Genomic DNA, 19,677 nt, shown 5'->3' on the forward strand with positions numbered 1-19,677 from the left:
ACGACACCGCCCTCCCCGACGCTGCTCTGTTCATCGAGAACGCGCTGGGGAGGGCGGTGGTTCGCTTCGGTTGGTTACGACTCGGGAACGAGCGTCAGCGAGATCGAGTTGATGCAGTACCGCTGATCCGTCGGCGTGGCGTAGCCCTCGCCTTCGAAGACGTGCCCGAGGTGGCTGTGACACGACTTGCACAGCACCTCGATCCGGCGCATCCCCATCGCGGTGTCCTCGCGGAGGAGGACGGCGTCGGTATCGGCCGGGTCGTAGAACGACGGCCAGCCGCAATGGCTTTCGAACTTGGTGTCGCTGCGGAACAGTTCGGCGCCACAGGCGCGGCACTGATAGACACCGACACTCTCGGTGTCCGTGTACTCCCCGGTGAAGGGGCGCTCGGTGCCCGCCTTGCGGAGTACCGCGTACTCTTCAGGGCTGAGCTGTTCCCGCCATTCCTGTTCGGACTTGACCACGCGAGGCGTGGCTCCGACAACGGGTTTCATGCCTTTCACCCGTTCCACGTTACTCCGCGAGCCAGGCCAGGGCCCGGCCGATGATGTCCCATGCGGTGACCATCACGCCGAGCACGATGAGGATCACGACGAGCGCCGAGATCCACCAGCGAAGACCACCGAGGCGGTTGCTGGAGTCGGCGAAATCGGAGACACCGTCGAGGCACGCTTCCACGGTGAAGTTGGGGCCGCAGCGTTCGATGCGGTCCAGATGCTCGGCGAAGGCACGAGCTTCGGGGTCGTACGGGTCTAGGCCTACCAGGTCCTCGCGGAAGCGAGGATTCTGGCCAGGCCCGAAACGTCCGCTATCGGCCATACCAGCAACAGTAAGCCAAGATGGTCTTTTGGCCTACCGCCGCCGAGTGTGTCGCCGGTCAAGCCGTCATCCCTGGTTACCCTGCGCGCTGCGGGTGTCACCGGCGATCAGGAGCTGGCCGCCGCCGTCGACGACACGGACGGTCTTAGGCTCGCTGTACCCGCCCTTGAAGGTGAGGTTGATCGTGATGTCGACCGAGCCGTCGGTGTTGTTGCCCTTGAGAGCGTTGGCGCCCTTGTAGCTGCTCAGCGAGTTCGCCGCCCAGTACTCCTGGAACTTCGCCTGGTCGCCGTAGACGGCCTGCGCGTCGGGTGTGAGCATCGCCCAGCCTTCCGGCGAACCGGCACTGCTGTAGAAGTCCACGACTCGCTGCCCGCCGGCCTGGTACCCGATCTTGCCGCCGCTCGACGCCGCGGACGACGTGGGCGCGGTGCTCTTCGAGCCCTTCGGCGGCGTCGCCGAGGCGGAGGTCTGAGGGTTCGCTCCGGCGTTGTCACCGGTCTGATTGTTGCTCCCGTTGCTCGAATTCAGCACCAGGAACACGATCACCGCGATCACCACGACGGCGGCACCGGCGCCCGCGAACAGGGCGGCCTTGCGCTTGGCGTCGTGTTTGCCCGAGGAGGGACGCATCGGGGCGGCCGCGGACGGCGGCGGGCTCGCCGCGGCGACCGGGCGCGGCGGCGTGTTCGGCGGGGCGGCCTGCGAGCGCATCGGGATGAACGCGGCCGTCGGCGGGTGCTGCTTGGCCGGAGCCGGGGGAGGCGCGGAGGACTGGGCCTGGGGATCGGTCCGCTGCCACGGCGGCCGGTCCCCGCCGGGGTTGCCGCGTCCCGGGGTGTCGGGCGCGGCCGGCTGTCTGCCGCCGCCCGCTCCGAAGAGCCGCGGCGAGGGCGACATGCCCGAGCCGGATTCCTGTGCCGCCAGCGCGGCCAGGCGCTCGCGGGCCTCGGCCATGGTCGGCCGCTCGGTCGGTTCGGGCCGCAGAAGGCTCATCAGCAGCGCCGTCGCGCCACCCGCCTGCTGCGGGGGGTTGATCTGCCCGTTCGCGGCCGCGTAGAGCAGCGCGAGCTGGTTGGAGCTGTTCCCGTACGGCGTCTGGCCCTCGATGGCCTGGTAGAGCGTCGCGCCGAGCGCGAAGACGTCGGAGCTGGGCACCGGGTCCGAGCCGCGCGCCAGTTCGGGCGCGAGGTAGGCCGGGGTGCCGCCGATCAGGCCGGTCTGGGTGAGCGTCATGTCGCCGGCCGCGCGCGAGATGCCGAAGTCGGTGATCTTCGCGGTGCCGGCTTCGTCGATCAGGATGTTGCCGGGTTTGACGTCGCGGTGCACGATCCCGGCGCGGTGCGCGGCGACCAGCGCCGACGCGACCTGCTCGCCGATCTTCGCGACGCGTCCCAGCGGCAGCGTGCCCTCATCGGAGATGATCGCCGAGAGGCTCGGGCCGTTCAGGTATTCCATCACCAGGCACGGGTCGCCGCCGTGCTCCGCGATGTCGAACACCACGATCGCGTTCGGGTGCTGGAACCGGGCCGCGTTCTTCGCCTCGCGCATGGCGCGCTGGCGCATGTTGTCGCGTTCGGCTTCGGAGACGCCGGGCTGCGGGAGGATCTGCTTGACCGCCACCGAGCGCTCGAGGCGGACATCGATGGCACGCCAGACCACCCCCATGGCACCGCTACCAATTTGCTCGACAAGGCGGTAGTGCCCAGCGATCAGCTGACCGGTGTCGATGGCGACTGCTCCTGACACATTCTTTGACGAACACATCCCGGGTGATGGTGGCGTTACGCGGTCGTGATGGTCCCGCGCACCCGATCGAGTGTAGCGGGCGCCGGTTTCGGGCCCCCGTCAGCTCGCCGGTGCGGAGGCGGACAATTCTTCTTCGCCGCTCGGCTCGGGTGTCGGGAGGGCCTTGCGCCGGAAGACCTTGACCAGTCCGATGGCGCCCGCCGCGGCGAAGACGGCGTAACAGATCAGCAGGGCTGGGGGCGTTTCTCCGGTCAGAGCGTCTCCGAGGACGACGACCGCGACCGTTCCCGGCAGACTGCCCAGCGCGGTCCCGATCAGATACGGAGTGAAACGAACCGATGACACTCCGCACAGGTAACTCAGCGGAGCGAACGGCACCATCGGGATCAGCCTTAAGGAGGTGATCGCCAGAACTCCGCCGTCCGAGAGCCGGTCGTTGACCGCGCGGACCTTGGCCCGGTGCAGATGCCGGGTGACGAGGTCCCGGCCGAGCGCCCTCGACAGGGCGAACGAAAGTCCTGAGGCGACCGTCGTCGCCAGGATGCCGACGACGACGCCCGTCGTGGTGCCGAGCAGGAGCCCGCCCGCCAGGTTGAACACCGTGCGGGGGATCGGCGCCACGGTGAGCACCGAATACATCAGGAAGAACACCAGCGGCGTGGCCGGACCGGTCGCGGCCGCCCAGGCCCGCAGCCCGGCCGGGCCGGGGATCGGCAGCAGGACCGCGGCCGTCACGAAAACGGCGAGCACGGTGAGCGCGAGGAGTAATTTGGTACGGCCGGACACTGGGTCAACCGTACGGTATTCGCTGTGATCGACACCGAAGCGCTGCGGCGGCAGCCCGAACTCACCGGCGAGACCGTCGTCCTGAAGCAACTCGACGAGTCGTACTTCGAGGCCTCGTGGAAGGCGTTGCAGGAACCGGAGACCATCCGGCTGACCGGCACGCACACCGTGTTCACCGAGGAACAGATCCGCAAGTGGCTGGCCTCCCGGCCGGGCCTCGACGACCGGGCCGACTACGCGATCGTGCGCGATGAGGACGGCGTCTATCTCGGCGACGTCGTGCTTTCGGGTCTTGACGAGGACAATCGCTCCGCCGCGTTCCGCATCGCGCTGACCGGCCCCGACGTCTTCGGCAAGGGTTACGGCACCGAGGCGACGAAGCTCATCCTGGACTTCGCGTTCGAGGTCGTCGGCCTGCACCGCGTCTCGCTCGAGGTCTTCGACTTCAACCCGCGGGCGCGGCACGTCTACGAGAAGTGCGGGTTCGTCCGCGAGGGGCTTCAGCGGGAAGCCCTGTGGTGGGACGGCGCATGGCATGACGTCCTCACGATGGCCGTTCTGAAGAGCGATCCGCGCCCCTGATCGGCGATACGGTGGGCGCATGCCCAAGAACGGTGAGCCGATCGAGGTCGAGGCAGGCGAGCGCAAGGTCCGGGTCTCCAGCCCGGACAAGGTCTACTTCCCCGCCCGCGGGATCACGAAGCGCCAGGTCGTGGAGCACTATGTCGCGGTCGGCGTGCCGCTGCTGCGCGCGATCGGCGAGCGGCCCACGACGCTGAAGCGCTATGTCGACGGCGTCGAAGGCGAGTGGTTCTACGCCAAGCGCGTGCCGAAGGGTGCCCCGGACTGGGTCGAGACGGCGAAGATCACCTTCCCTTCCGGCCGGACGGCCGAGGAGGTCTGCCCGACCGAACCCGCCGTGTTCGCCTGGGCGGCCAACCTGGGGACCTTCGACTTCCACCCGTGGCCGGTGCGGCGGCCCGACGTCGACCACCCGGACGAACTCCGCATCGACGTCGACCCGCCGGACGAGGCCGGGTTCGCCGACGCGGTGCAGGTCGCGGGCGTGGTCCGTGAGGTCCTCGACTCCGCCGGGCTCGTCGGCTACCCGAAGACCTCAGGCGGCCGGGGCGTGCACGTGCTGGTGCGGATCCGGCCGGACTGGGACTTCATCGACGTCCGGCACGCGGTGATCGCCCTGGGCCGCGAGGTCGAGCGGCGGATCCCGGAGAAGGCGACCATCGCGTGGTGGAAGGAAGAGCGCGGCGGACGGGTCTTCATCGACTACAACCAGGCCGCGCGCGACCGCACGGTGGCCTCGGCCTGGTCGGTCCGCGGCACCTCGCGCGCGACGGTGTCGACCCCGCTGACCTGGGATCTTCTGACCGAGGTCGACCCGGACGACTTCGACGTCCTCACCGCCGGCGCCTTCTACGCCGAGCGCGGCGACCTCCACGCGCCGATGGACGAGCAGGCGTTCGGCCTCGAGACGCTGCTGGAGTGGTACGCGCGGGACGAACGCGACCACGGGCTCGGCGAGATGCCGTATCCGCCGGACTATCCGAAAATGCCGGGCGAGCCGAAGCGGGTCCAGCCCAGCAAGGCGCGGGACGACTAAGCGCGTGAGGGCCACCCTCAGGGACTCTGAGTCCCTGAGGGTGGCCCTCACGCGCTTCTAGCCCCGAGTGAACTCGCAGCCCGCGACCTGGACGAATTCGCCGGTGCGGGTGGTGAACCGGGCGGCGCCGGTGGTCAGCTGGTCGGCCACGATCTTCGACGTCCCGTCCGGGCGCAGCCGTGCCCAGTAGCAGTGCCCGTTGCCGCCCGGCGCCGGTCCGGGCGAGCGATACGAGCCGGCCGCGACCTCGGTGCCGACGAGGTAGGTCCCGTCGGCGAACCGGCTGACGGCACCGGCGGGAGCCGCGCGGCCTGAGGTCACAGGAGGTGCCGGGACGGTCACGGTCGGCGCGGGTGCGGCCTCCGCCGTGACGGTGACCGTCGCGGGGACCACCGGTGGCGCGGAGGTGACCCTCGGGGAAGTGGCGGCGACCACGCCGACGCCGGCGCCCAGGGTGAGGGCGACGGCGAGCCCGGCCAGGAGCGGCAACGCATTTCGTGACGGTGCGTGCGGTATCGGTGACCAGTTCGTACTTCTCATCCGTCTCTTCTTCGCTTTTCTCGCGGAGTGATTGCGAACTCGTGTCGATCTAGAAACCTGTTACCGCTTGAGAACGAATCGATACAAGACTGTGTGACGCGTGGAGCAAAGTCGTAACGCCAAAGCTCCTGCCAGCGACATTTCCCTCCGAACCGTACGCTGGGGGAGACGAAGGAGTGCTCGTGGACGACCTGATCGCCTTTCTCGCCGCGCGTGTCGGACAGCGCCAGGCGTTGATCATGCAGGCGGTCAAGAAAACCGAGATCAGCGATTCGCTCAATCGCGGTGAGACCAAGGTCGTCATCGAAAAGAAGATCCGCTCGCTGAACGACATCGAACTCGACGTGATCAATCAGATGATCAACGAGATCGAGGCGACCCGGCGGATGCTGCAGACGCACCGCACCACCGTGTCGGAGAAGGTGCCGGGGTTCCCCCTGTACGGCAACGAGTACTGGTGCGAGACGTGCAACGTCCCCGCGGACGAGGCCGGGACGAACTGGTGCCTGACCCTGCGGCTGCTGGCGCTGCCCTACGCCGACCACCCGGACTACAGCGAGCGCTGGCGCCCCTGAGCGGGGAATGCCCGCCGGGTCCGGGCGCGTTGATCCAGGGGTGATCAGGCTTTCGGTACTGGATCGGTCCCCGACCCGCCGCGGTGGCGACGCGCCCCGCGCGTTGCGGGACACCGTCGGGTTCGCGCGGGACATCGAAGCGCTGGGGTATCACCGGTTCTGGGTCTCCGAGCACCACAGCGTGCCCGGCGTCGCCGGTTCGGCGCCCACGGTGCTGGCGGCCGCGGTCGCCTCGGCCACCGAGCGGATCCGTGTCGGCACCGGCGGCGTGATGCTGCCGAACCACCGCCCGCTGGTGGTCGCCGAACAGTTCGGGGTGCTCGAATCGCTGTTCCCCGGCCGGATCGACATGGGACTGGGCCGCTCGGTCGGCTTCACCGGCGGCGTGCGCCAGGCGCTCGGGCACGAGAAGGACGACGCCGATCGCTTCGGCGACCAGGTCCGGGAACTGCTGGGCTTCCTCACCGGCGATCAGACGGCGTATCCGGGCGTGCACGCCATCCCGGCGGAGGGCCTGCGCGTGCCGGCGTTCCTGCTGGCCACCGGCGCGGGGGCGCGGCTGGCCGCGGAACTGGGGCTGCCACTGGTGATCGCGCCGGTCCGCGGTGAGGGTCCGCTGCTCGAAGCCATCGAGGGTTACCGCGCCGCCTTCCGACCTTCCGCGCAGGCCGCGCGGCCGTCTGTCGTGGTGTCCACGGCGATCGCGGTCGCCGAAACGGCGGAGCGGGCACGGCGGCTGCTGATTCCCGAAGCGTGGTCGACGGTCTACTCGCGCAACCACGGCGTCTTCCCGCCGCTCTCGCCGGTGGACGAGATCCTCGCCGGGCCGTTGTCCGACCGCGATCGGGAGCGGCTGGACCGGGCACTCGACGGCCAGATCGCCGGCACCCCGGGCGAGGTGGGGGAGCGGCTCGCCGCTCTCGTCGCCAAGACCGGCGCCGACGAGATCCTGGTGACCACCAGCACCTTCGACCAGGCCGAGCGGCTGGATTCCTACCGCGCGCTGGCCGAGGTGGCGGGGTTGCGGAGCCTCGCCGCGGCCTCGTGACCCCTTTCAGGACGCCGAGCGTTTGACGATCAGCTCCGGTTTGATCTCCCGTTCCAGGAACCGGTGGTAGTCGATCGCGTTGATCGTGGCTTCGACCTGCTCGAAGGTCGGCGGTCGCAGACCCCCGTTGAGCACGACGGTGAGGCTCTTGCGTGCGATGTTGATGACGACCGGATCGACTCCGACGTCGTCGCACACCGCGAGCAGCACCGCGGTCCAGTACCGCAGATCCTCGTTCTCGCCGAGGTGTTCCCACCTCGCGACCAGCCATCTGCCGTTCATCAGCGCGCCCGCCATCTTCCACGGGTCGTGCACCATGTACGGCTCGGAAAGACCGCTCATCGTTCGCGCCAACGGATCATGCGGGGCTCTTCTCTGCCGGGGGCCGACTCCGTGTGGCGGGTATTCGGCGCATACGGGGTCGCGGACGGCTCGGAAGACCGAAATCTTCGGCGAATCCCTTTACCGGACAGGGAATGTCATGTCAGCTCGCTCGCCAAGACCGCATTGAGAGGGCTACTTGCGGTCTTGGTGAAAACCTAAAGGCGTAACTGAAGCTGGGTGAGGATGCGCTGCGCGGGGTCGTCCAGGTCCACCCCGGACACCTCGCCGGCGCGCCGCACCCGGTACCGCACCGTGTTCGGGTGGATGTTCAGTTCGCGCGCCGCCCGCCGGACGTCGCCGAACGCGTCGAGGTAGGCCAGTACCGCGGGCACCAGGATCCCGCCGTGGTCGGCGTCGTGCGCGACCAGTGCGGTCAGCCGCGGGTCGCGGATCCTCGGTTGCTCACCGAGGAACGCGAGCACTTCCGAGAGCAGGACCTCGGCGCGGACGTCGGCCAGCGAAGCCACGTCCGCGGTCCCGTGCCCGCGCGCCATCGTCGCCAGCACCCGGTCCGCGTCGCCGCGGGACCCCGCCGCGTCGGAGAGCCGAGGTACGACGCCGCCCAGTGCCGCGCGCACCCGGACGTCGAGATGTCGTTGCGCGGTGCCGACGATTTCCTTGGCCAGCGCGAGGACCCGCGCCTCGGCGTGCTCGGGCAGATCCGGTAGCAGCGCGTAGACCCGGCCGCCGATCACGCTCACCAGCGCGCTCCGCCGGTACGCCGCGGTGTGCACGGTGATCAGGTGCACCAGTTCCGCCCGCCGTAGCTGCCGGTCGGTGGCGGCCCCGTCGCGGGGGAGGGAGAACGCCAGCACCACCGCCGGTTTGCCGGGGTCGGCGCCGATGTCGTCGGCCACGGATTCCACGTCAAGACGCCCGTCGAGCAGGCCGGCCAGCAGGTCTTCGCGGAGCCGGAGTTCCGGGCTGGGCAGCGTCCGGTGCCGGATCAGCTGCGGCGCGAGCGCCCGGCTGGCACCGAGCAACGCGACTTCCGCGCTCTCGGTGAGGGGATGCGCGCCCTCCTGCACCCAAATCGTGCCCAGCGGCTGCGACCCGGCGTGGATGCCGGCCACGATCCGTCGCCGGATGCCGAGGTCGGGCCGTTCGTCGATGCGCACGATGCCTTCCCCGGCGCGAAGCCGCTGATAGACACCCCATTCGCGCAGCATCGCGAGATACCGCTCCGGGCCTTCGCGGCCGAGGATCGAGAGCCTGCGCAACTCGTCGACCTCGTCGCCCGCTCGCGAATAGGCCAGTACGCGGCTAGCGGTGTCCTCGATGCTGACCAGGCCGCCGGTCAGGGTCGCGATGGTCTGCGCGAGCGAGAACAGATCGCCCAGCACTTCGCCGTTGTCCGCCTCGCCGCCCGCGCGCGCCGCGTCGACGACACCCCTGGCCAGCGCCTCCACCTGCTCCCAGCGCGCTTCGTGGCCGACCTCGATCAGCGCGATCCCGGCATCGGCCGCGACGTCCACGGCGGCCGAGCCGTTCTTGACCGCCACCCCGGCCGCGCCCGACCGTCCCGCCGCCCGGATCGCCCCGGCGGCCGACCGGCCGCGTGCCCCGATCACCAGGACGAGGTCACCCGGATGGGCGTCAGGCGGGTCTTCCGGATCGTGGATGACGACGTCCTCCACCTCGACGCCGAGTCCGCCCGGCGCCGCGAGCACCCTGAACAGCGGTTCTCCGAGTGTGGTGAGGACGTGCCGCAGCGAAGCGCCAGGCACTTTAGCGGCCGGTTCTGTAGTCGTTCTCATCACCGAATTAAGCCGATCGGACAAGACGGTCACCCTGATTCTAGCCAGTTGAACAAGCCGCGGCCGAGCCGTCAGGTCTACCGTTCGGGAAGAGACCTTTAACCGGCGAAGTGAAGTCAGGAGCAGTCAGTGGACGCCGTGACCCAGACCCCCGCCCCGCAGAACGAGCCGGTGCTGAACTACGCACCGGGTAGCGCCGAGCGCGCCGAACTCGAGGGTGCGCTCAAGTTGCTGGGCGGCGCCGACCCCATCGACATCACCGTGACGATCGGTGGTGAGCAGCGCAAGGGCGGCGGCGAGAAGATCGAGGTCGTCCAGCCGCACAACCACCGCGCGGTGCTGGGTGTCATCCACAGCGCGACCGAGCAGGACACCCACGACGCGATCGCCGCCGCCAAGGCCGCGGCCCCCGGCTGGCGCGCGCTGTCCTACGACGACCGCGCCGCGATCATCCTGCGTGCCGCCGACCTGCTGGCCGGCCCCTGGCGCGCCCGTATGAACGCCGCCACCATGCTCGGCCAGTCGAAGACGGCGCTGCAGGCCGAGATCGACTCCGCCTGCGAGCTGATCGACTTCTGGCGTTTCAACGTCGCGTTCGGCCGTCAGATCCTCGCCGAGCAGCCCGTCAGCTCACCCGGTATCTGGAACCGGATGGAGCACCGCCCGCTCGAGGGCTTCGTGTATGCCATCACGCCGTTCAACTTCACCGCGATCGCCGGCAACCTGCCAACCGCGCCCGCGCTGATGGGCAACGTCGTGCTGTGGAAGCCGTCGCCGACGCAGAGCTACGCCGCGCACCTGCTGATGCGCCTGCTCGAAGAGGCCGGCATGCCGCCGGGCGTGATCAACCTGCTGCCGGGTGACGGCAAGGCCGTCTCCGACGTCGCCCTGACCCACCGCGACCTGGCCGGGATCCACTTCACCGGCTCCACCCCGACGTTCCAGCACCTGTGGGGCACCGTCGGCGCGAACATCGGCGGCTACCGGACCTACCCGCGCCTGGTCGGTGAGACCGGCGGCAAGGACTTCGTGCTCGCGCACTCCTCGGCCGACGTCGACATCCTGCGCACCGCGCTGGTCCGCGGCGCCTTCGAGTACCAGGGCCAGAAGTGCTCGGCCGCGTCCCGCGCCTACGTCCCGCGTTCGCTGTGGGCGAGCCTGAAGGACGAACTGGTCTCCGAGACCGAGGCCATCACCTACGGCGACGTCAACGACCTGAGCAACTTCGGTGGCGCCGTGATCGACCGCCGCGCGTTCGACAAGCACGCGGCCGTGCTGAAGAGCGCCGCCGAGGACAGCGAGGTCGAGGTCGTCGCGGGCGGTACCGCGGACGACAGTGTCGGCTTCTTCGTCCGGCCGACCATCCTCGTCTCGGGCAACCCGAAGCACGAGATCTTCCGCACGGAGTACTTCGGCCCGATCCTCTCGATCCACATCTACGAGGACGACACCGACGACGCGTTCGACAACGTGCTGAAGCTGGTCGACGAGACGGCCGACTACGCGCTCACCGGCGCTGTCATCGCCAACGACCGTACGGCCGTGGCGAAGGCGTCCGAGGCGCTGCGCTTCGCCGCCGGCAACTTCTACGTCAACGACAAGCCGACCGGCGCCGTCGTCGGCCAGCAGCCCTTCGGTGGTGCTCGCGCGTCCGGCACCAACGACAAGGCCGGTTCGGTGTTCAACCTCCTCCGCTGGACGAGCCCGCGCTCGATCAAGGAGACGTTCGTTCCGCCGACCAGCGTCCGTTACCCCCACCAGGGCTGAGATCTTCAGGAGTCCGTGATGTTGCGTGCCCCGTTGCTCGCCGCCGCCCGATCCCGGCGGATGCGCAAGCTGGTCGAGGTCGTCCCCGCCACCCGATCGGTGGTGACCCGGTTCGTCGCCGGTTCCGGGACGTCCGACGCCGCCCGGGTGGTCCGCGAACTGGCCGACGACGGCCTGCGTGTCACCCTCGACCACCTCGGTGAGGACACCTCCGACGCCGAGCAGGCCTCGACGACCGTCCGCGCCTACGAGGAGCTGCTGTCCGCGCTGGCCGCCGACGGCCTCGCGTTCGGCGCGGACGTCTCGGTGAAGCTCTCCGCGGTCGGGCAGTTCCTGCCTGCCGACGGCGAGAAGGTCGCGCTGGAGAACGCCCGCAAGATCTGCGCGGCGGCCGAAGCGGTCGGTGCCACGGTCACCCTCGACATGGAGGACCACACCACCACCGACTCGACGCTGGGCATCCTGCGGGAACTGCGCACCGAGTACCCGTGGGTCGGCGCGGTGCTGCAGGCCTACCTGCGGCGGACCGAACAGGACTGCCGTGACCTCTCCGGCGAGGGCTCCCGCGTCCGGCTGTGCAAGGGCGCGTACGCCGAACCCGAAGAGGTCGCGTTCCAGGGCAAGTCCGAAGTGGACAAGTCCTACGTCCGCTGCTTGAAGATCCTCATGCAGGGCAAGGGTTATCCGATGGTCGCCTCACACGACCCGCGGATGATCGCGATCGCCGAGAAGGTCGCGTCGGACGCCGACCGCGAGCCGGGCGACCACGAATTCCAGATGCTGTACGGGATCCGTCCCGACGAGCAGCGCCGGATCGCGGGCGACGGCAAGACGATGCGCGTCTACGTCCCCTACGGCGACGAATGGTACGGCTATTTCATGCGCAGGCTGGCGGAACGCCCGGCGAACCTGGCGTTCTTCCTGCGCGGACTCGCCACCCGGGGCTGACCCGGTCCCAGGTGGCACTGCTCCGCTGAAGTAAAAGGGGCCCTTCCCGGGGAAATCCGCCGGGAAGGGCCCCTTCTTCGTGCTTGTCAGGCCTCTTGGGCCTCTTCCTTGAGCTTGTCCACGTCGATGTCGCGTGCCTGCTGGATGAGATCTTCGAGGGTCTTCTCCGGGAGCGCGCCCGGCTGGGAGTAGATCACCGTCTTGTCGCGGATCACCGCGAGGGTGGGGATGGAGCGCACGTCGAACGCGGCCGCCAGCTGCTGCTCGGCTTCGGTGTCGACGCTCGCGAACACGATGTCGTCGTGGTTGCCCGACACCTTCTCGTAGGTCGGCGCGAACTGGCGGCACGGCATGCACCAGCCCGCCCAGAAGTCGATGATCACGAAGTCGTTCTCGGAAACGACCTGATCGAAGTTGGCGGCGGTCAGCTCCACAGTGCTCATGCCCGGCACAACGAAACACGCCCGGCGCACATTCCCAGAGGAACGCGTAGCGTCGGGATCGAGTGACCCAGGAGACTTTCGCGAGGAGGACCACATGGCCGACGGGGACATCCTCAGCCGGATCGACGAACTGGTCAGCGAGGAGCACGAACTCCGCTCGCGGGCGATCGGCTCCGGGCTGAGCTCGGACGACCGCACCCGGCTCGCCGGCGTGGAGCAGCAGCTCGACCAGTGCTGGGACCTGCTGCGTCAGCGGCGGGCGCGGGTCGAGTTCGACGAGGACCCGGACGAGGCCACGCCGCGGCCGATCTCCGAGGTGGAGTCTTACCGGCAGTAACAGTCCGTGAAGGCCTCCTTGAGGGACTCAGAGTCCCTCAAGGAGGCCTTCACGGACTTGCCGAGGTGAGCGCCGGGACATGGCGGGGTCAGGCGGGGCAGAGGGTTCCGTCGACCGGGATCTTGCCGTCGATCAGGAACGCCCGGGTCGCGTCGGTGACACAGGGGGAGAGCCCCAGCGCGCCGTGCCCGGCGCCCTGCCAGGTGATGGTCACCGCGCTCGGCATCTGGTCGGCGGCCCGGCCGGTGCCCTGTTCAGGGGTGACCGGGTCGGTCGCGGTGCCCGCGACGAGGATCGGCGGAGCGCCGGGAGCACCCGCGGGCGGGAGCGGTTCGCGGCGTACCGGCCACGGGCTGCACCACGCGAGCTGTTGCGCGGCGAGCACGCCGAACTGCGGGTACTTGTCGCGCAGGGTCGTGGTGAGGCGCGTGAGTTCTTCGGCCGAAAGCCGTGTCGCGCTGTCGTTGCACTTGGTCGCGAGCGTGCCGTCGAGGCGGGACGGCCGCGCCCGGGTGTCCTTCAGTACCGGCTCGGCGAACGCGGCGAGCGGCGTGACGTCGCCGGTCTGCGCCGCCTTGAGCGCCTCGGCCAGTTCCACCCAGCGTGAGCGCTGCGCCAGCCCGGAATAGAGGGCGTACATCGCGATGCCCGGAGTGATGTCCACCCCGTCGGTGGTCACCGCGGAGGCGGAGCGCAGCCTGTCCGCGACCGCGTTCACGGCCGAGCGGGCGTCCCCGATCGGGCAGCCCCTGGCGATGCAGTCGGCGCCGAACGCGTCGAGCGTGGACTGCGCGCTCGCGGCGATGGATTCCCCGACGGCGGCGGAATCGGCGCCCGGATCGGGCAGCCCGTCGAGCATCATGCGCCCGACCTGCGCGGGGAACCGCACGGCGTACTCGGCGAGGACCTTCGAGCCGTCACCGCGCCCGAGCGCGTGCAGCCGGTCCAGGCCCAGTTGTTCCCGCACCTCGTCGAGATCGCCCGCGGTCCGCCAGCTGTCCATCGCGACCTGCGAGTCGTCCAGTTCGATCGCGCACTGCTGGCCGGCCTTGCGTGCCGCGTCGACGACGGCTTCGAGATCCGAGGCCGTCGGGTCGCCGCCGAGCAGGTCGGTGCGGATCTCCGCCGGGATGCACTGCACCGGGGCGGACATGCCGGTCCCGCGCCGGTCGACGCCGACGAGGGAGAACTTCTGCAGGTACTCGGGCGGCAGCGACGCGGCCAGCCGGGCGGCGTAGAGCGAACCCGGTTCCCCGTCGACGTCGTTGACCACGACCAGCGGGATCGGCCCGTCGCCCGCCTTGACCACGGCGATCCGCGAGAGCCCGCGGCCCGGCAGGTCCGGCGCGTCGAGCGTGGTGGGCACCCGGGCGCACGAGAACTTCAGCGTGTCCGGCACGGATGGCTGGCCCAGCCGCTGCCGGGTCGCGTCGTCACAGTCCTCCCATTTGATGCTCGGGGACTGTGGTTCGTTCAGCGGCGGCAGTGGTACCTGCTGCGCCGCCGGCGGGGCGCCGCCGGTGGGTTTGCCGTCGTTGTCGATCACCGCCGGGCGCACGGACGGCCCGGCCGTGCAGCCCGCGAGAACGGCGGTGACGAGGGTCGTCATCAGGATCAGCCGTGGCCTGCGGCGAACGGTGCTGGCGGGGCGCACGGGCTGGTCCTCACTTTCCGGGCATGACACGAGCTCGTGGATGAGCTTCGCAGGTTACGTGTCAGAACCCGGTTAGCGGGTGCGTTTGACCTCGCCGCGGAACACCGCGTCCAGGTCGTAGCGGGCGACTTCGTCGAGCTGGGCGTAGGTGCAGGAGTCCGGCTCGCGGTCGGGGCGCCAGCGCTTGAACTGCGCGGTGTGGCGGAACCGAGACGGATAGCCGCCTTCGGTGTGCTCGTAGCCGACCTCGACGACCTTCTCCAGCTTCAGCGGCACCCACGGCGCTTCCTTGGACTTCCACCGGGTGATCCCGCCGGGCACGCGCTGGCCCTCGCGGACGTTGTCGCCCAGCCACGGGTGATCGGTGCCGTCCGTGATCAGCGGCGCCAGTTCCTCGGCCAGTTCATGCCGCCGGGTGACCGGGAACGAGCCGACGACGCCGGGGTGATGCAGCACGCCGTTCTCGTCGTACAGCCCGAGCAGGAACGAGCCGACCATCTCGCCGGCCTCCCCGTCGACGTGCCAGCGCAGCCCCGCCAGCACGCAGTCGGCCGTGCGCGAGTGCTTGTACTTCAGCAGCACGCGTTTGCCCGGCGTGTACGGCTCGTCGAGCGGCTTGCCGATGACGCCGTCGAGACCCGCGCCCTCGAACAGCTCGAACCAGTGCCGCGCGGTGTCCGGGTCCGTGGTGGCCGGGGTCAGATGGATGCCGTCCGACGCCAGGTTCTCCAGCCGCTCGCGCCGCTTCGACGTCTGTTCGTCCAGATAGGACTCGTCGCCCAGCGCCAGCAGGTCGAACGCGACGAACTCGGCCGGGTTCTGCTCCGAGAGCAGCGTCACCCGGCTCGCGGCGGGGTGGATCCGCTCGGTGAGCGCGTCGAAGTCCAGCTTCCCGTCCCTGCCGATCACCAGTTCGCCGTCGAGCACGATCTGCTTCGGCAGGGTCGCTTTCAGCCGCTCGACGACCTCGGGGAAGTACCGGTTGAGCGGCTTCTCCGCCCGCGACTGCAGGGTCAGCTCGTCACCGTCGCGGAACACCAGGCAGCGGAACCCGTCCCATTTCGGCTCGAACAGCAGACCGCCGGAATCGGGGATCGCCTTCGCCGGTTTGGCGAGCATCGGCTTGATCGGCGGCGTCAAGGGAAGCGACATGACGGCCATTCTTGTCTTATCGGCGCGTTCAGCGCACCCGTTGCGGTGAGGCCGTGTCGAGTTCGATCCGGACGGCGGTGGGCAGCACGTCGACGCCGAGCGATTCCCTCGCTCGGGTCAGCACGGTGGCGTCGAGCTGTTCCCAGACCCGTTTCAGGTCGGTGCCCTCGCTCAGCCAGAGCGTGATCCGCAGTGCCGGGTTCTCGCTGTCACCGACGGCTCGGACCCGGGCGCGGCCGACGCCGTCGATCGTTTCGGCGTCGAGCCGGACGGCCTCGGAGATGGCCGACGAGGTCACCACGAGGTCGTCGTCGAGTTCGAGGTCCGGACGGCCTTCCGGGCGCAGCGAACGGAAGAACCACCACAGCCCGAGCCACAGCAGGAGCACGCCGAGCACGAGCGCGCCGATACGGGAAGCGAGCGCGTTCCGGGAAAGCCAGTCGAGCGCGATCGGGTCCACCAGCGGACGGCGGCCGCGGTAGGCGCCGAGCCAGCCCGCGCCGACGACGAGCGCCGCGGCGCCGGCGAGGAGCGCGAGCAGTCCGATGAGGACGGTCAGCGACCGTTCCGTGCCGGTGGACCGGCCGAGTGCCTTGGCGGAGACCGAACGGCTCATCGGCGGTCCTTCGGGGAGTCGACGACGACGGACACCTTCGGCCGCCGTACCAGGGGGACTTCGTCGAGCAGGCCGGAAACCGTCTCCAGCAGCCGCGGTCGCAGCTCGCCTTCGGTCTCCATCCTGCTGGTCGCGCGGACGCGGACTTTCTTGGCGCTGGCGGTGACCTTCGCGCCGGCGACGTTGTCCTGCGCCCGCACCGTCACCCCCACCAGCCGCGCCAGTGAACGCGGCGACGTGGTCACACTGACCTCGTTCGCCGGATCGGTCAGCCGGATCGCGCGCCGCCCGGCCGAGGCGGCCGCCACGATCAGCAGCAGCCCGGCCACCGCGACCACGATCGCGGTGACCCGGACCGCGGAACCGTCCCAGGTCAGTTCCGCGAGCCTGTCGCGCCAGTCGTCCCACGGGACGAACAGCGGCCCCCGCCCCGGCCGCCACCACCCCCAGCCGACCTCCAGCGCGAGCAGGACCCCGGCGGCGGCCAGCGCCAGCCCGATCAGGGCGGACAGCAGGCGGACGAACAGACGCATGCGCGTACTCCTTCTAGCGGACGCGGGGTGCGATGTCGGGCAGCAGCGCGGAGACCGTCACCGAGATGTCGCGTACCTGATAGGACGTGATCCGCTCGACCTCTTCGGTGACCCGGGCGCGCAGATCGCCGACGATCCGCCGTACCGGTGCCGGGTACTTCAACGCGACGTCGAGCACGAGGTCGACGTCGTTGCCCTCGCCGCCGACCTTCGCGCTCGCCCCGTGCGTGCCCAGCCCGACCCCCGCGATCCGCCGCTCGGCCCGCGTGGTCCCGTCGACCTGGTCCGCGGCGTGCTGCGCGACCTTGCGGACCACGGCGGGCGCGATGGTGAGCCTGCCGCGGTCGTCCGGGCTTTCGGGGCCGGGAGGGAGGGTCATTTGTCGCGGCCCCGGCCGAACAGGTCGCCGAGGTCGAGTTCGCCGTCGATGACCCGGCCGACGACGAGGCCGATGATGCCGACGGCCAGGGTCACCAGGAACGCGGTGAAGCTCTGCGTCGCGGCGAGGCCGAGGATGAGCCCCGCGATCAGGCCGGTCTGGGTCCCGTTCATCATTCGACCCGCGAGGTCTCGGTCTCGCCGCCGTTCTCGTCGGGCAGGTGGATGTCGTTGACCGAGATGTTGACCTCGATCACCTCGAGGCCGGTGATCTGCTCGACCTGGCCGATCACGTTGCGGCGGACCGCCCGCGCCACGTCGACGATGCGCGCGCCGTACTCGACGACCACGTCGAGGTCGATCGCCGCCTGCTTCTCGCCGACCTCGACCGACACACCGGACGTGGTGACCGTGCCGGAGCCGGGGATGCGCTCGCGGATCGCGCCGAAGGCCCGCGAAACCCCGCCGCCCAGCGCGTGGATCCCGGTCACCTCACGGGTGGCCAGCCCGGCCACCTTCTGCACCACCACCGACGAGATCGTGGTCTTGCCGGCGGCTCCATCCTCGTTGAGGGAAGATCCGGTCCCGGCGCCCGCCACCGGGGTGTCGGTCTTGCTCGCGCTCGGCTGAGCCATGAAGTTCACTCCTTCTCGCACCTGCGCCGCACGGCCTGCGCGCGCGGCGTTCCCTACGCTCTCACCGATCCGGACACGCGCGCATGCCGAGTCGTCACGCGCAGTCCCCCGAACGGGTTAATCAGTTCCGGGGGACCGTCTGTCCTTTGTGGACGCTCAGTCCGGGTGGACGTCGACGACGTGGACGTTCACCGCGGGCGGCGGCGAGCCGAGCTGCCTGGTCAGCGCCTCTGTGACGCGGTGGCGCAGCAGATCCGCGGCCGCCGCTTCGACGCCGAACCGGACCGTCACCAGCACCTGCAGCACTTCGCCTTCGAGCGCGACGGCCGAGACGTGCACCCCGCCGATCCCACGCCCGGCTTCGGCGGCGAGCTTCCGGGTCATCAGCACCAGCGCCCGTTCCGAAACCTGGGTCTTCCCCCCGGCCGAGGGCAGATCCAGCGGGGGCGTGGTGTGCCCGCCGCGGACGCCGCCGACCGAACGGAGCACCCGTTCGACGAGCCCGGGTGGCGTCGGCACCGGGCGATTCGCCGCGGCGCGCACCTGCTCCCACCGGGGGTCGTCGCGCGGATCGTCGCTCATCACCGTTCCCCGGATCGGAGGTCGCCGCCGAGGTCTTCCCGGCGGAGTTTCGCGAGCAGCGCCACCCTCGCGCGGTGCAGGCGGGCGCGCAAGGCGGGCACACTGACCTCGAGGACTTCGGCCACCTCCTCGTAGGTCAGCCCCTCGAATTCTCGCAGAATCAGCGGGATCCGCTGGCCGACGTCGAGTTCGGCGATCGCGCGCAGCACGGTGCCGACCTGTTCCGCGCTCACCACATGGCCTTCCGGGCCGGGCACGATCCCCGCGTCGCCCTCGTCGAGGGGGACCGTGGGCTTCCGGCGCCGGACCATGCTGAGCGCGCCGTTGGTGGCCACCCGGTACAGCCAGGTGGACACGGCGGCCTCGTGCCGGAACCCGGGGAGGGCGCGCCACGCGGAGAGCCAGGCCTCCTGGACGACGTCCTCGGCCTCGGACGCGCTGCCGGTGATCCGCAGCGCCACCCGGTACATCTTGGCCGTGTGCCGCCGCACCAAGGTGTCGAAGGCACCGTGGTCCCCGCTGGCGGCCCGGGCCACCAGTTCCTCGTCCGGAACCGGCGCGGGCTCGCTCACCCGCCCTCCCGGCGGCGGTAGCGAAGCATCGTGAAGCCGTCTTCGTGCAGCAAAGACGCGAGGTCCATCCGCCGCGGCTCCGGGGAGGGACGACCGAAGGCGATCCGGCCCGCGCCCGCACCCGCCAGCAGCGGGGCGACGGTCAGGCACAACTGGTCGACGAGGTCGTTCGCGATCAGGTCGCCGAACAGCGTCGGCCCGCCCTCGCAGTCGATCCGGTACAGGCCGCGTTCCCCGAGGAGTTCGAGCGCGCGGGGGAGATCGACGTCGTCGGCGCCGGCCACCAGGACCTCGGCACCCGCGCGCTCCAGCGCGGCTCGCGGCGCCTTCTCGGTGGTGAGGACGATCGGCGGCACCTTCGTGTCGGTGAACAGCGGGCCCGCGGGGTCGAGTTCACCGGACCGGGTCACCACGGCGATCGGCGGGACCTCCGACAGCCCGAGCGCGACCCGGCGCGCGGCGCGTTCGGGGCTGACCCGCGCGCCGCGGTAGCCCTCGGCGCGGGCAGTGCCCGCACCCACCAGGATGACGTCGGAAAGCAACCGGCCGAGCAGGAAGATCCGTTTGTCCGCGGGATGCGAAAGCCCCTCGGACAGCTCGTCGACGGCGACGGCCCCGTCCGCGGAGCTGACGAAGTTGACCTGGACCCATGCCTGGGACAGGTCTTCCGGATATCCGTAGAGCCGTTCGAGGTCGGCGTCGGAGACGGCGCCCGCCGGTGTCGTTGGCCACAAAAGCTGCACGGGCCTATCCCAGCACGCGCCGCACGACACCGCTGAGC

At 70.2% G+C, this 19,677-nt stretch carries 25 protein-coding genes; 7 read left to right on the forward strand and 18 right to left on the reverse strand.

Going from position 1 to position 19,677, the window contains the following annotated elements; all coding sequences use genetic code 11:
• Positions 1–74: 74 nt before the first annotated feature.
• The 4 genes from msrB to ACLJRL_RS04915 form a co-directional block, all read right to left on the reverse strand.
• A complete protein-coding gene (gene msrB / locus ACLJRL_RS04900) occupies positions 75–497 on the reverse strand; it encodes a peptide-methionine (R)-S-oxide reductase MsrB (RefSeq protein WP_410654770.1) in 423 nt (140 codons plus the stop codon).
• Positions 498–516: 19 nt separating this feature from the next.
• Positions 517–822, reverse strand: coding sequence for a hypothetical protein (locus ACLJRL_RS04905; RefSeq protein WP_410654771.1), 306 nt, complete (start codon positions 820–822; stop codon positions 517–519).
• 66 nt (positions 823–888) lie between these two features.
• Complete coding sequence (locus ACLJRL_RS04910) at positions 889–2,490, reverse strand: protein kinase domain-containing protein (RefSeq protein WP_410655164.1); 1,602 nt, start codon at positions 2,488–2,490, stop codon at positions 889–891.
• 180 nt (positions 2,491–2,670) lie between these two features.
• Positions 2,671–3,357 carry a TVP38/TMEM64 family protein gene (locus tag ACLJRL_RS04915; RefSeq protein WP_410654772.1) on the reverse strand — a complete coding sequence of 229 codons (687 nt, stop codon included), beginning with the start codon at positions 3,355–3,357 and terminating at the stop codon, positions 2,671–2,673.
• 24 nt (positions 3,358–3,381) lie between these two features.
• Between ACLJRL_RS04915 and ACLJRL_RS04920 the strand changes: the two genes are divergently transcribed.
• Positions 3,382–3,939, forward strand: coding sequence for a GNAT family N-acetyltransferase (locus ACLJRL_RS04920; RefSeq protein WP_410654773.1), 558 nt, complete (start codon positions 3,382–3,384; stop codon positions 3,937–3,939).
• A gap of 19 nt (positions 3,940–3,958) precedes the next feature.
• The gene (locus ACLJRL_RS04925) at positions 3,959–4,975 is read left to right on the forward strand and encodes a DNA polymerase domain-containing protein (RefSeq protein WP_410654774.1); all 1,017 of its coding nucleotides are present in this window, start codon (positions 3,959–3,961) and stop codon (positions 4,973–4,975) included.
• A 57-nt stretch (positions 4,976–5,032) separates the two neighbouring features.
• Here ACLJRL_RS04925 and ACLJRL_RS04930 read toward each other — a convergent pair whose 3' ends face one another.
• Positions 5,033–5,515 (reverse strand): hypothetical protein, encoded by a 483-nt coding sequence (locus ACLJRL_RS04930; RefSeq protein ID WP_410654775.1) that lies wholly within the window; start codon positions 5,513–5,515, stop codon positions 5,033–5,035.
• A 182-nt stretch (positions 5,516–5,697) separates the two neighbouring features.
• Between ACLJRL_RS04930 and ACLJRL_RS04935 the strand changes: the two genes are divergently transcribed.
• Entirely contained in the window at positions 5,698–6,090 is a 393-nt protein-coding gene (locus tag ACLJRL_RS04935) for a DUF6221 family protein (protein WP_410654776.1), read from the forward strand.
• Between the two features lie 7 nt (positions 6,091–6,097).
• Positions 6,098–7,138 carry an LLM class flavin-dependent oxidoreductase gene (locus tag ACLJRL_RS04940; protein WP_410654777.1) on the forward strand — a complete coding sequence of 347 codons (1,041 nt, stop codon included), beginning with the start codon at positions 6,098–6,100 and terminating at the stop codon, positions 7,136–7,138.
• Between the two features lie 6 nt (positions 7,139–7,144).
• Here the strand turns inward: ACLJRL_RS04940 and ACLJRL_RS04945 are convergent, their stop codons facing one another.
• Positions 7,145–7,480: a hypothetical protein gene (locus ACLJRL_RS04945; protein WP_410654778.1), complete on the reverse strand. Its 336-nt coding sequence runs from the start codon at positions 7,478–7,480 to the stop codon at positions 7,145–7,147.
• Positions 7,481–7,677: 197 nt separating this feature from the next.
• The gene (locus ACLJRL_RS04950; protein WP_410654779.1) at positions 7,678–9,279 is read right to left on the reverse strand and encodes a PucR family transcriptional regulator; all 1,602 of its coding nucleotides are present in this window, start codon (positions 9,277–9,279) and stop codon (positions 7,678–7,680) included.
• A 129-nt stretch (positions 9,280–9,408) separates the two neighbouring features.
• On the opposite strand from ACLJRL_RS04950, the gene pruA reads away from it, so the two are divergent.
• Entirely contained in the window at positions 9,409–11,046 is a 1,638-nt protein-coding gene (gene pruA / locus ACLJRL_RS04955; RefSeq protein WP_410654780.1) for an L-glutamate gamma-semialdehyde dehydrogenase, read from the forward strand.
• Positions 11,047–11,064: 18 nt separating this feature from the next.
• Positions 11,065–11,994: a proline dehydrogenase family protein gene (locus tag ACLJRL_RS04960; protein ID WP_410654781.1), complete on the forward strand. Its 930-nt coding sequence runs from the start codon at positions 11,065–11,067 to the stop codon at positions 11,992–11,994.
• A gap of 86 nt (positions 11,995–12,080) precedes the next feature.
• Here the strand turns inward: ACLJRL_RS04960 and ACLJRL_RS04965 are convergent, their stop codons facing one another.
• Positions 12,081–12,437 (reverse strand): thioredoxin family protein, encoded by a 357-nt coding sequence (locus ACLJRL_RS04965; RefSeq protein ID WP_410654782.1) that lies wholly within the window; start codon positions 12,435–12,437, stop codon positions 12,081–12,083.
• A gap of 94 nt (positions 12,438–12,531) precedes the next feature.
• On the opposite strand from ACLJRL_RS04965, the gene ACLJRL_RS04970 reads away from it, so the two are divergent.
• Complete coding sequence (locus tag ACLJRL_RS04970) at positions 12,532–12,774, forward strand: DUF2630 family protein (RefSeq protein ID WP_410654783.1); 243 nt, start codon at positions 12,532–12,534, stop codon at positions 12,772–12,774.
• Positions 12,775–12,862: 88 nt separating this feature from the next.
• Here ACLJRL_RS04970 and ACLJRL_RS04975 read toward each other — a convergent pair whose 3' ends face one another.
• The 10 genes from ACLJRL_RS04975 to ACLJRL_RS05020 all read right to left on the reverse strand — a co-directional run bounded on the left by ACLJRL_RS04975 (position 12,863) and on the right by ACLJRL_RS05020 (position 19,639).
• Complete coding sequence (locus ACLJRL_RS04975; RefSeq protein WP_410654784.1) at positions 12,863–14,428, reverse strand: alpha/beta hydrolase; 1,566 nt, start codon at positions 14,426–14,428, stop codon at positions 12,863–12,865.
• A gap of 72 nt (positions 14,429–14,500) precedes the next feature.
• The gene (locus tag ACLJRL_RS04980; protein ID WP_410654785.1) at positions 14,501–15,580 is read right to left on the reverse strand and encodes an ATP-dependent DNA ligase; all 1,080 of its coding nucleotides are present in this window, start codon (positions 15,578–15,580) and stop codon (positions 14,501–14,503) included.
• Between the two features lie 28 nt (positions 15,581–15,608).
• Positions 15,609–16,196, reverse strand: a complete 588-nt coding sequence (locus ACLJRL_RS04985) for an alkaline shock response membrane anchor protein AmaP (RefSeq protein WP_410654786.1) — start codon at positions 16,194–16,196, stop codon at positions 15,609–15,611.
• Positions 16,193–16,729, reverse strand: coding sequence for a DUF6286 domain-containing protein (locus tag ACLJRL_RS04990; RefSeq protein WP_410654787.1), 537 nt, complete (start codon positions 16,727–16,729; stop codon positions 16,193–16,195). The genes ACLJRL_RS04985 and ACLJRL_RS04990 overlap by 4 nt, the downstream gene beginning before the upstream one ends.
• A gap of 13 nt (positions 16,730–16,742) precedes the next feature.
• The gene (locus ACLJRL_RS04995; RefSeq protein WP_410654788.1) at positions 16,743–17,108 is read right to left on the reverse strand and encodes an Asp23/Gls24 family envelope stress response protein; all 366 of its coding nucleotides are present in this window, start codon (positions 17,106–17,108) and stop codon (positions 16,743–16,745) included.
• The gene (locus ACLJRL_RS05000) at positions 17,105–17,281 is read right to left on the reverse strand and encodes a hypothetical protein (RefSeq protein ID WP_410654789.1); all 177 of its coding nucleotides are present in this window, start codon (positions 17,279–17,281) and stop codon (positions 17,105–17,107) included. The genes ACLJRL_RS04995 and ACLJRL_RS05000 overlap by 4 nt, the downstream gene beginning before the upstream one ends.
• Entirely contained in the window at positions 17,281–17,742 is a 462-nt protein-coding gene (locus ACLJRL_RS05005) for an Asp23/Gls24 family envelope stress response protein (protein ID WP_410654790.1), read from the reverse strand. The genes ACLJRL_RS05000 and ACLJRL_RS05005 overlap by 1 nt, the downstream gene beginning before the upstream one ends.
• Before the next feature lie 156 nt (positions 17,743–17,898).
• On the reverse strand, positions 17,899–18,324 hold the full coding sequence (locus ACLJRL_RS05010) for a hypothetical protein (RefSeq protein WP_410654791.1): 426 nt from the start codon (positions 18,322–18,324) through the stop codon (positions 17,899–17,901).
• Positions 18,324–18,896, reverse strand: a complete 573-nt coding sequence (locus tag ACLJRL_RS05015) for an RNA polymerase sigma factor (protein ID WP_410654792.1) — start codon at positions 18,894–18,896, stop codon at positions 18,324–18,326. Before ACLJRL_RS05015 ends, ACLJRL_RS05010 begins: the two co-directional genes overlap by 1 nt.
• Positions 18,893–19,639, reverse strand: a complete 747-nt coding sequence (locus tag ACLJRL_RS05020; protein WP_410654793.1) for a pyrimidine reductase family protein — start codon at positions 19,637–19,639, stop codon at positions 18,893–18,895. The genes ACLJRL_RS05015 and ACLJRL_RS05020 overlap by 4 nt, the downstream gene beginning before the upstream one ends.
• Positions 19,640–19,677: the final 38 nt, after the last annotated feature.

It is taken from the genome of Amycolatopsis sp. lyj-112 (assembly GCF_046549055.1).
Taxonomy (GTDB): Bacteria; Actinomycetota; Actinomycetes; order Mycobacteriales; family Pseudonocardiaceae; genus Amycolatopsis.

Coding starts and splice junctions, on each gene's coding strand:
- msrB (WP_410654770.1), bottom strand. CDS start 497: ATGAAACCCGTTGTCGGAGCCACGCCTCGCGTGGTCAAGTCCGAACAG.
- ACLJRL_RS04905 (WP_410654771.1), bottom strand. CDS start 822: ATGGCCGATAGCGGACGTTTCGGGCCTGGCCAGAATCCTCGCTTCCGC.
- ACLJRL_RS04910 (WP_410655164.1), bottom strand. CDS start 2,490: ATGGGGGTGGTCTGGCGTGCCATCGATGTCCGCCTCGAGCGCTCGGTG.
- ACLJRL_RS04925 (WP_410654774.1), top strand. CDS start 3,959: ATGCCCAAGAACGGTGAGCCGATCGAGGTCGAGGCAGGCGAGCGCAAG.
- ACLJRL_RS04930 (WP_410654775.1), bottom strand. CDS start 5,515: ATGAGAAGTACGAACTGGTCACCGATACCGCACGCACCGTCACGAAAT.
- ACLJRL_RS04940 (WP_410654777.1), top strand. CDS start 6,098: ATGCCCGCCGGGTCCGGGCGCGTTGATCCAGGGGTGATCAGGCTTTCG.
- ACLJRL_RS04945 (WP_410654778.1), bottom strand. CDS start 7,480: ATGAGCGGTCTTTCCGAGCCGTACATGGTGCACGACCCGTGGAAGATG.
- ACLJRL_RS04950 (WP_410654779.1), bottom strand. CDS start 9,279: ATGAGAACGACTACAGAACCGGCCGCTAAAGTGCCTGGCGCTTCGCTG.
- ACLJRL_RS04960 (WP_410654781.1), top strand. CDS start 11,065: ATGTTGCGTGCCCCGTTGCTCGCCGCCGCCCGATCCCGGCGGATGCGC.
- ACLJRL_RS04965 (WP_410654782.1), bottom strand. CDS start 12,437: ATGAGCACTGTGGAGCTGACCGCCGCCAACTTCGATCAGGTCGTTTCC.
- ACLJRL_RS04970 (WP_410654783.1), top strand. CDS start 12,532: ATGGCCGACGGGGACATCCTCAGCCGGATCGACGAACTGGTCAGCGAG.
- ACLJRL_RS04980 (WP_410654785.1), bottom strand. CDS start 15,580: ATGTCGCTTCCCTTGACGCCGCCGATCAAGCCGATGCTCGCCAAACCG.
- ACLJRL_RS04985 (WP_410654786.1), bottom strand. CDS start 16,196: ATGAGCCGTTCGGTCTCCGCCAAGGCACTCGGCCGGTCCACCGGCACG.
- ACLJRL_RS04990 (WP_410654787.1), bottom strand. CDS start 16,729: ATGCGTCTGTTCGTCCGCCTGCTGTCCGCCCTGATCGGGCTGGCGCTG.
- ACLJRL_RS04995 (WP_410654788.1), bottom strand. CDS start 17,108: ATGACCCTCCCTCCCGGCCCCGAAAGCCCGGACGACCGCGGCAGGCTC.
- ACLJRL_RS05000 (WP_410654789.1), bottom strand. CDS start 17,281: ATGAACGGGACCCAGACCGGCCTGATCGCGGGGCTCATCCTCGGCCTC.
- ACLJRL_RS05005 (WP_410654790.1), bottom strand. CDS start 17,742: ATGGCTCAGCCGAGCGCGAGCAAGACCGACACCCCGGTGGCGGGCGCC.
- ACLJRL_RS05010 (WP_410654791.1), bottom strand. CDS start 18,324: ATGAGCGACGATCCGCGCGACGACCCCCGGTGGGAGCAGGTGCGCGCC.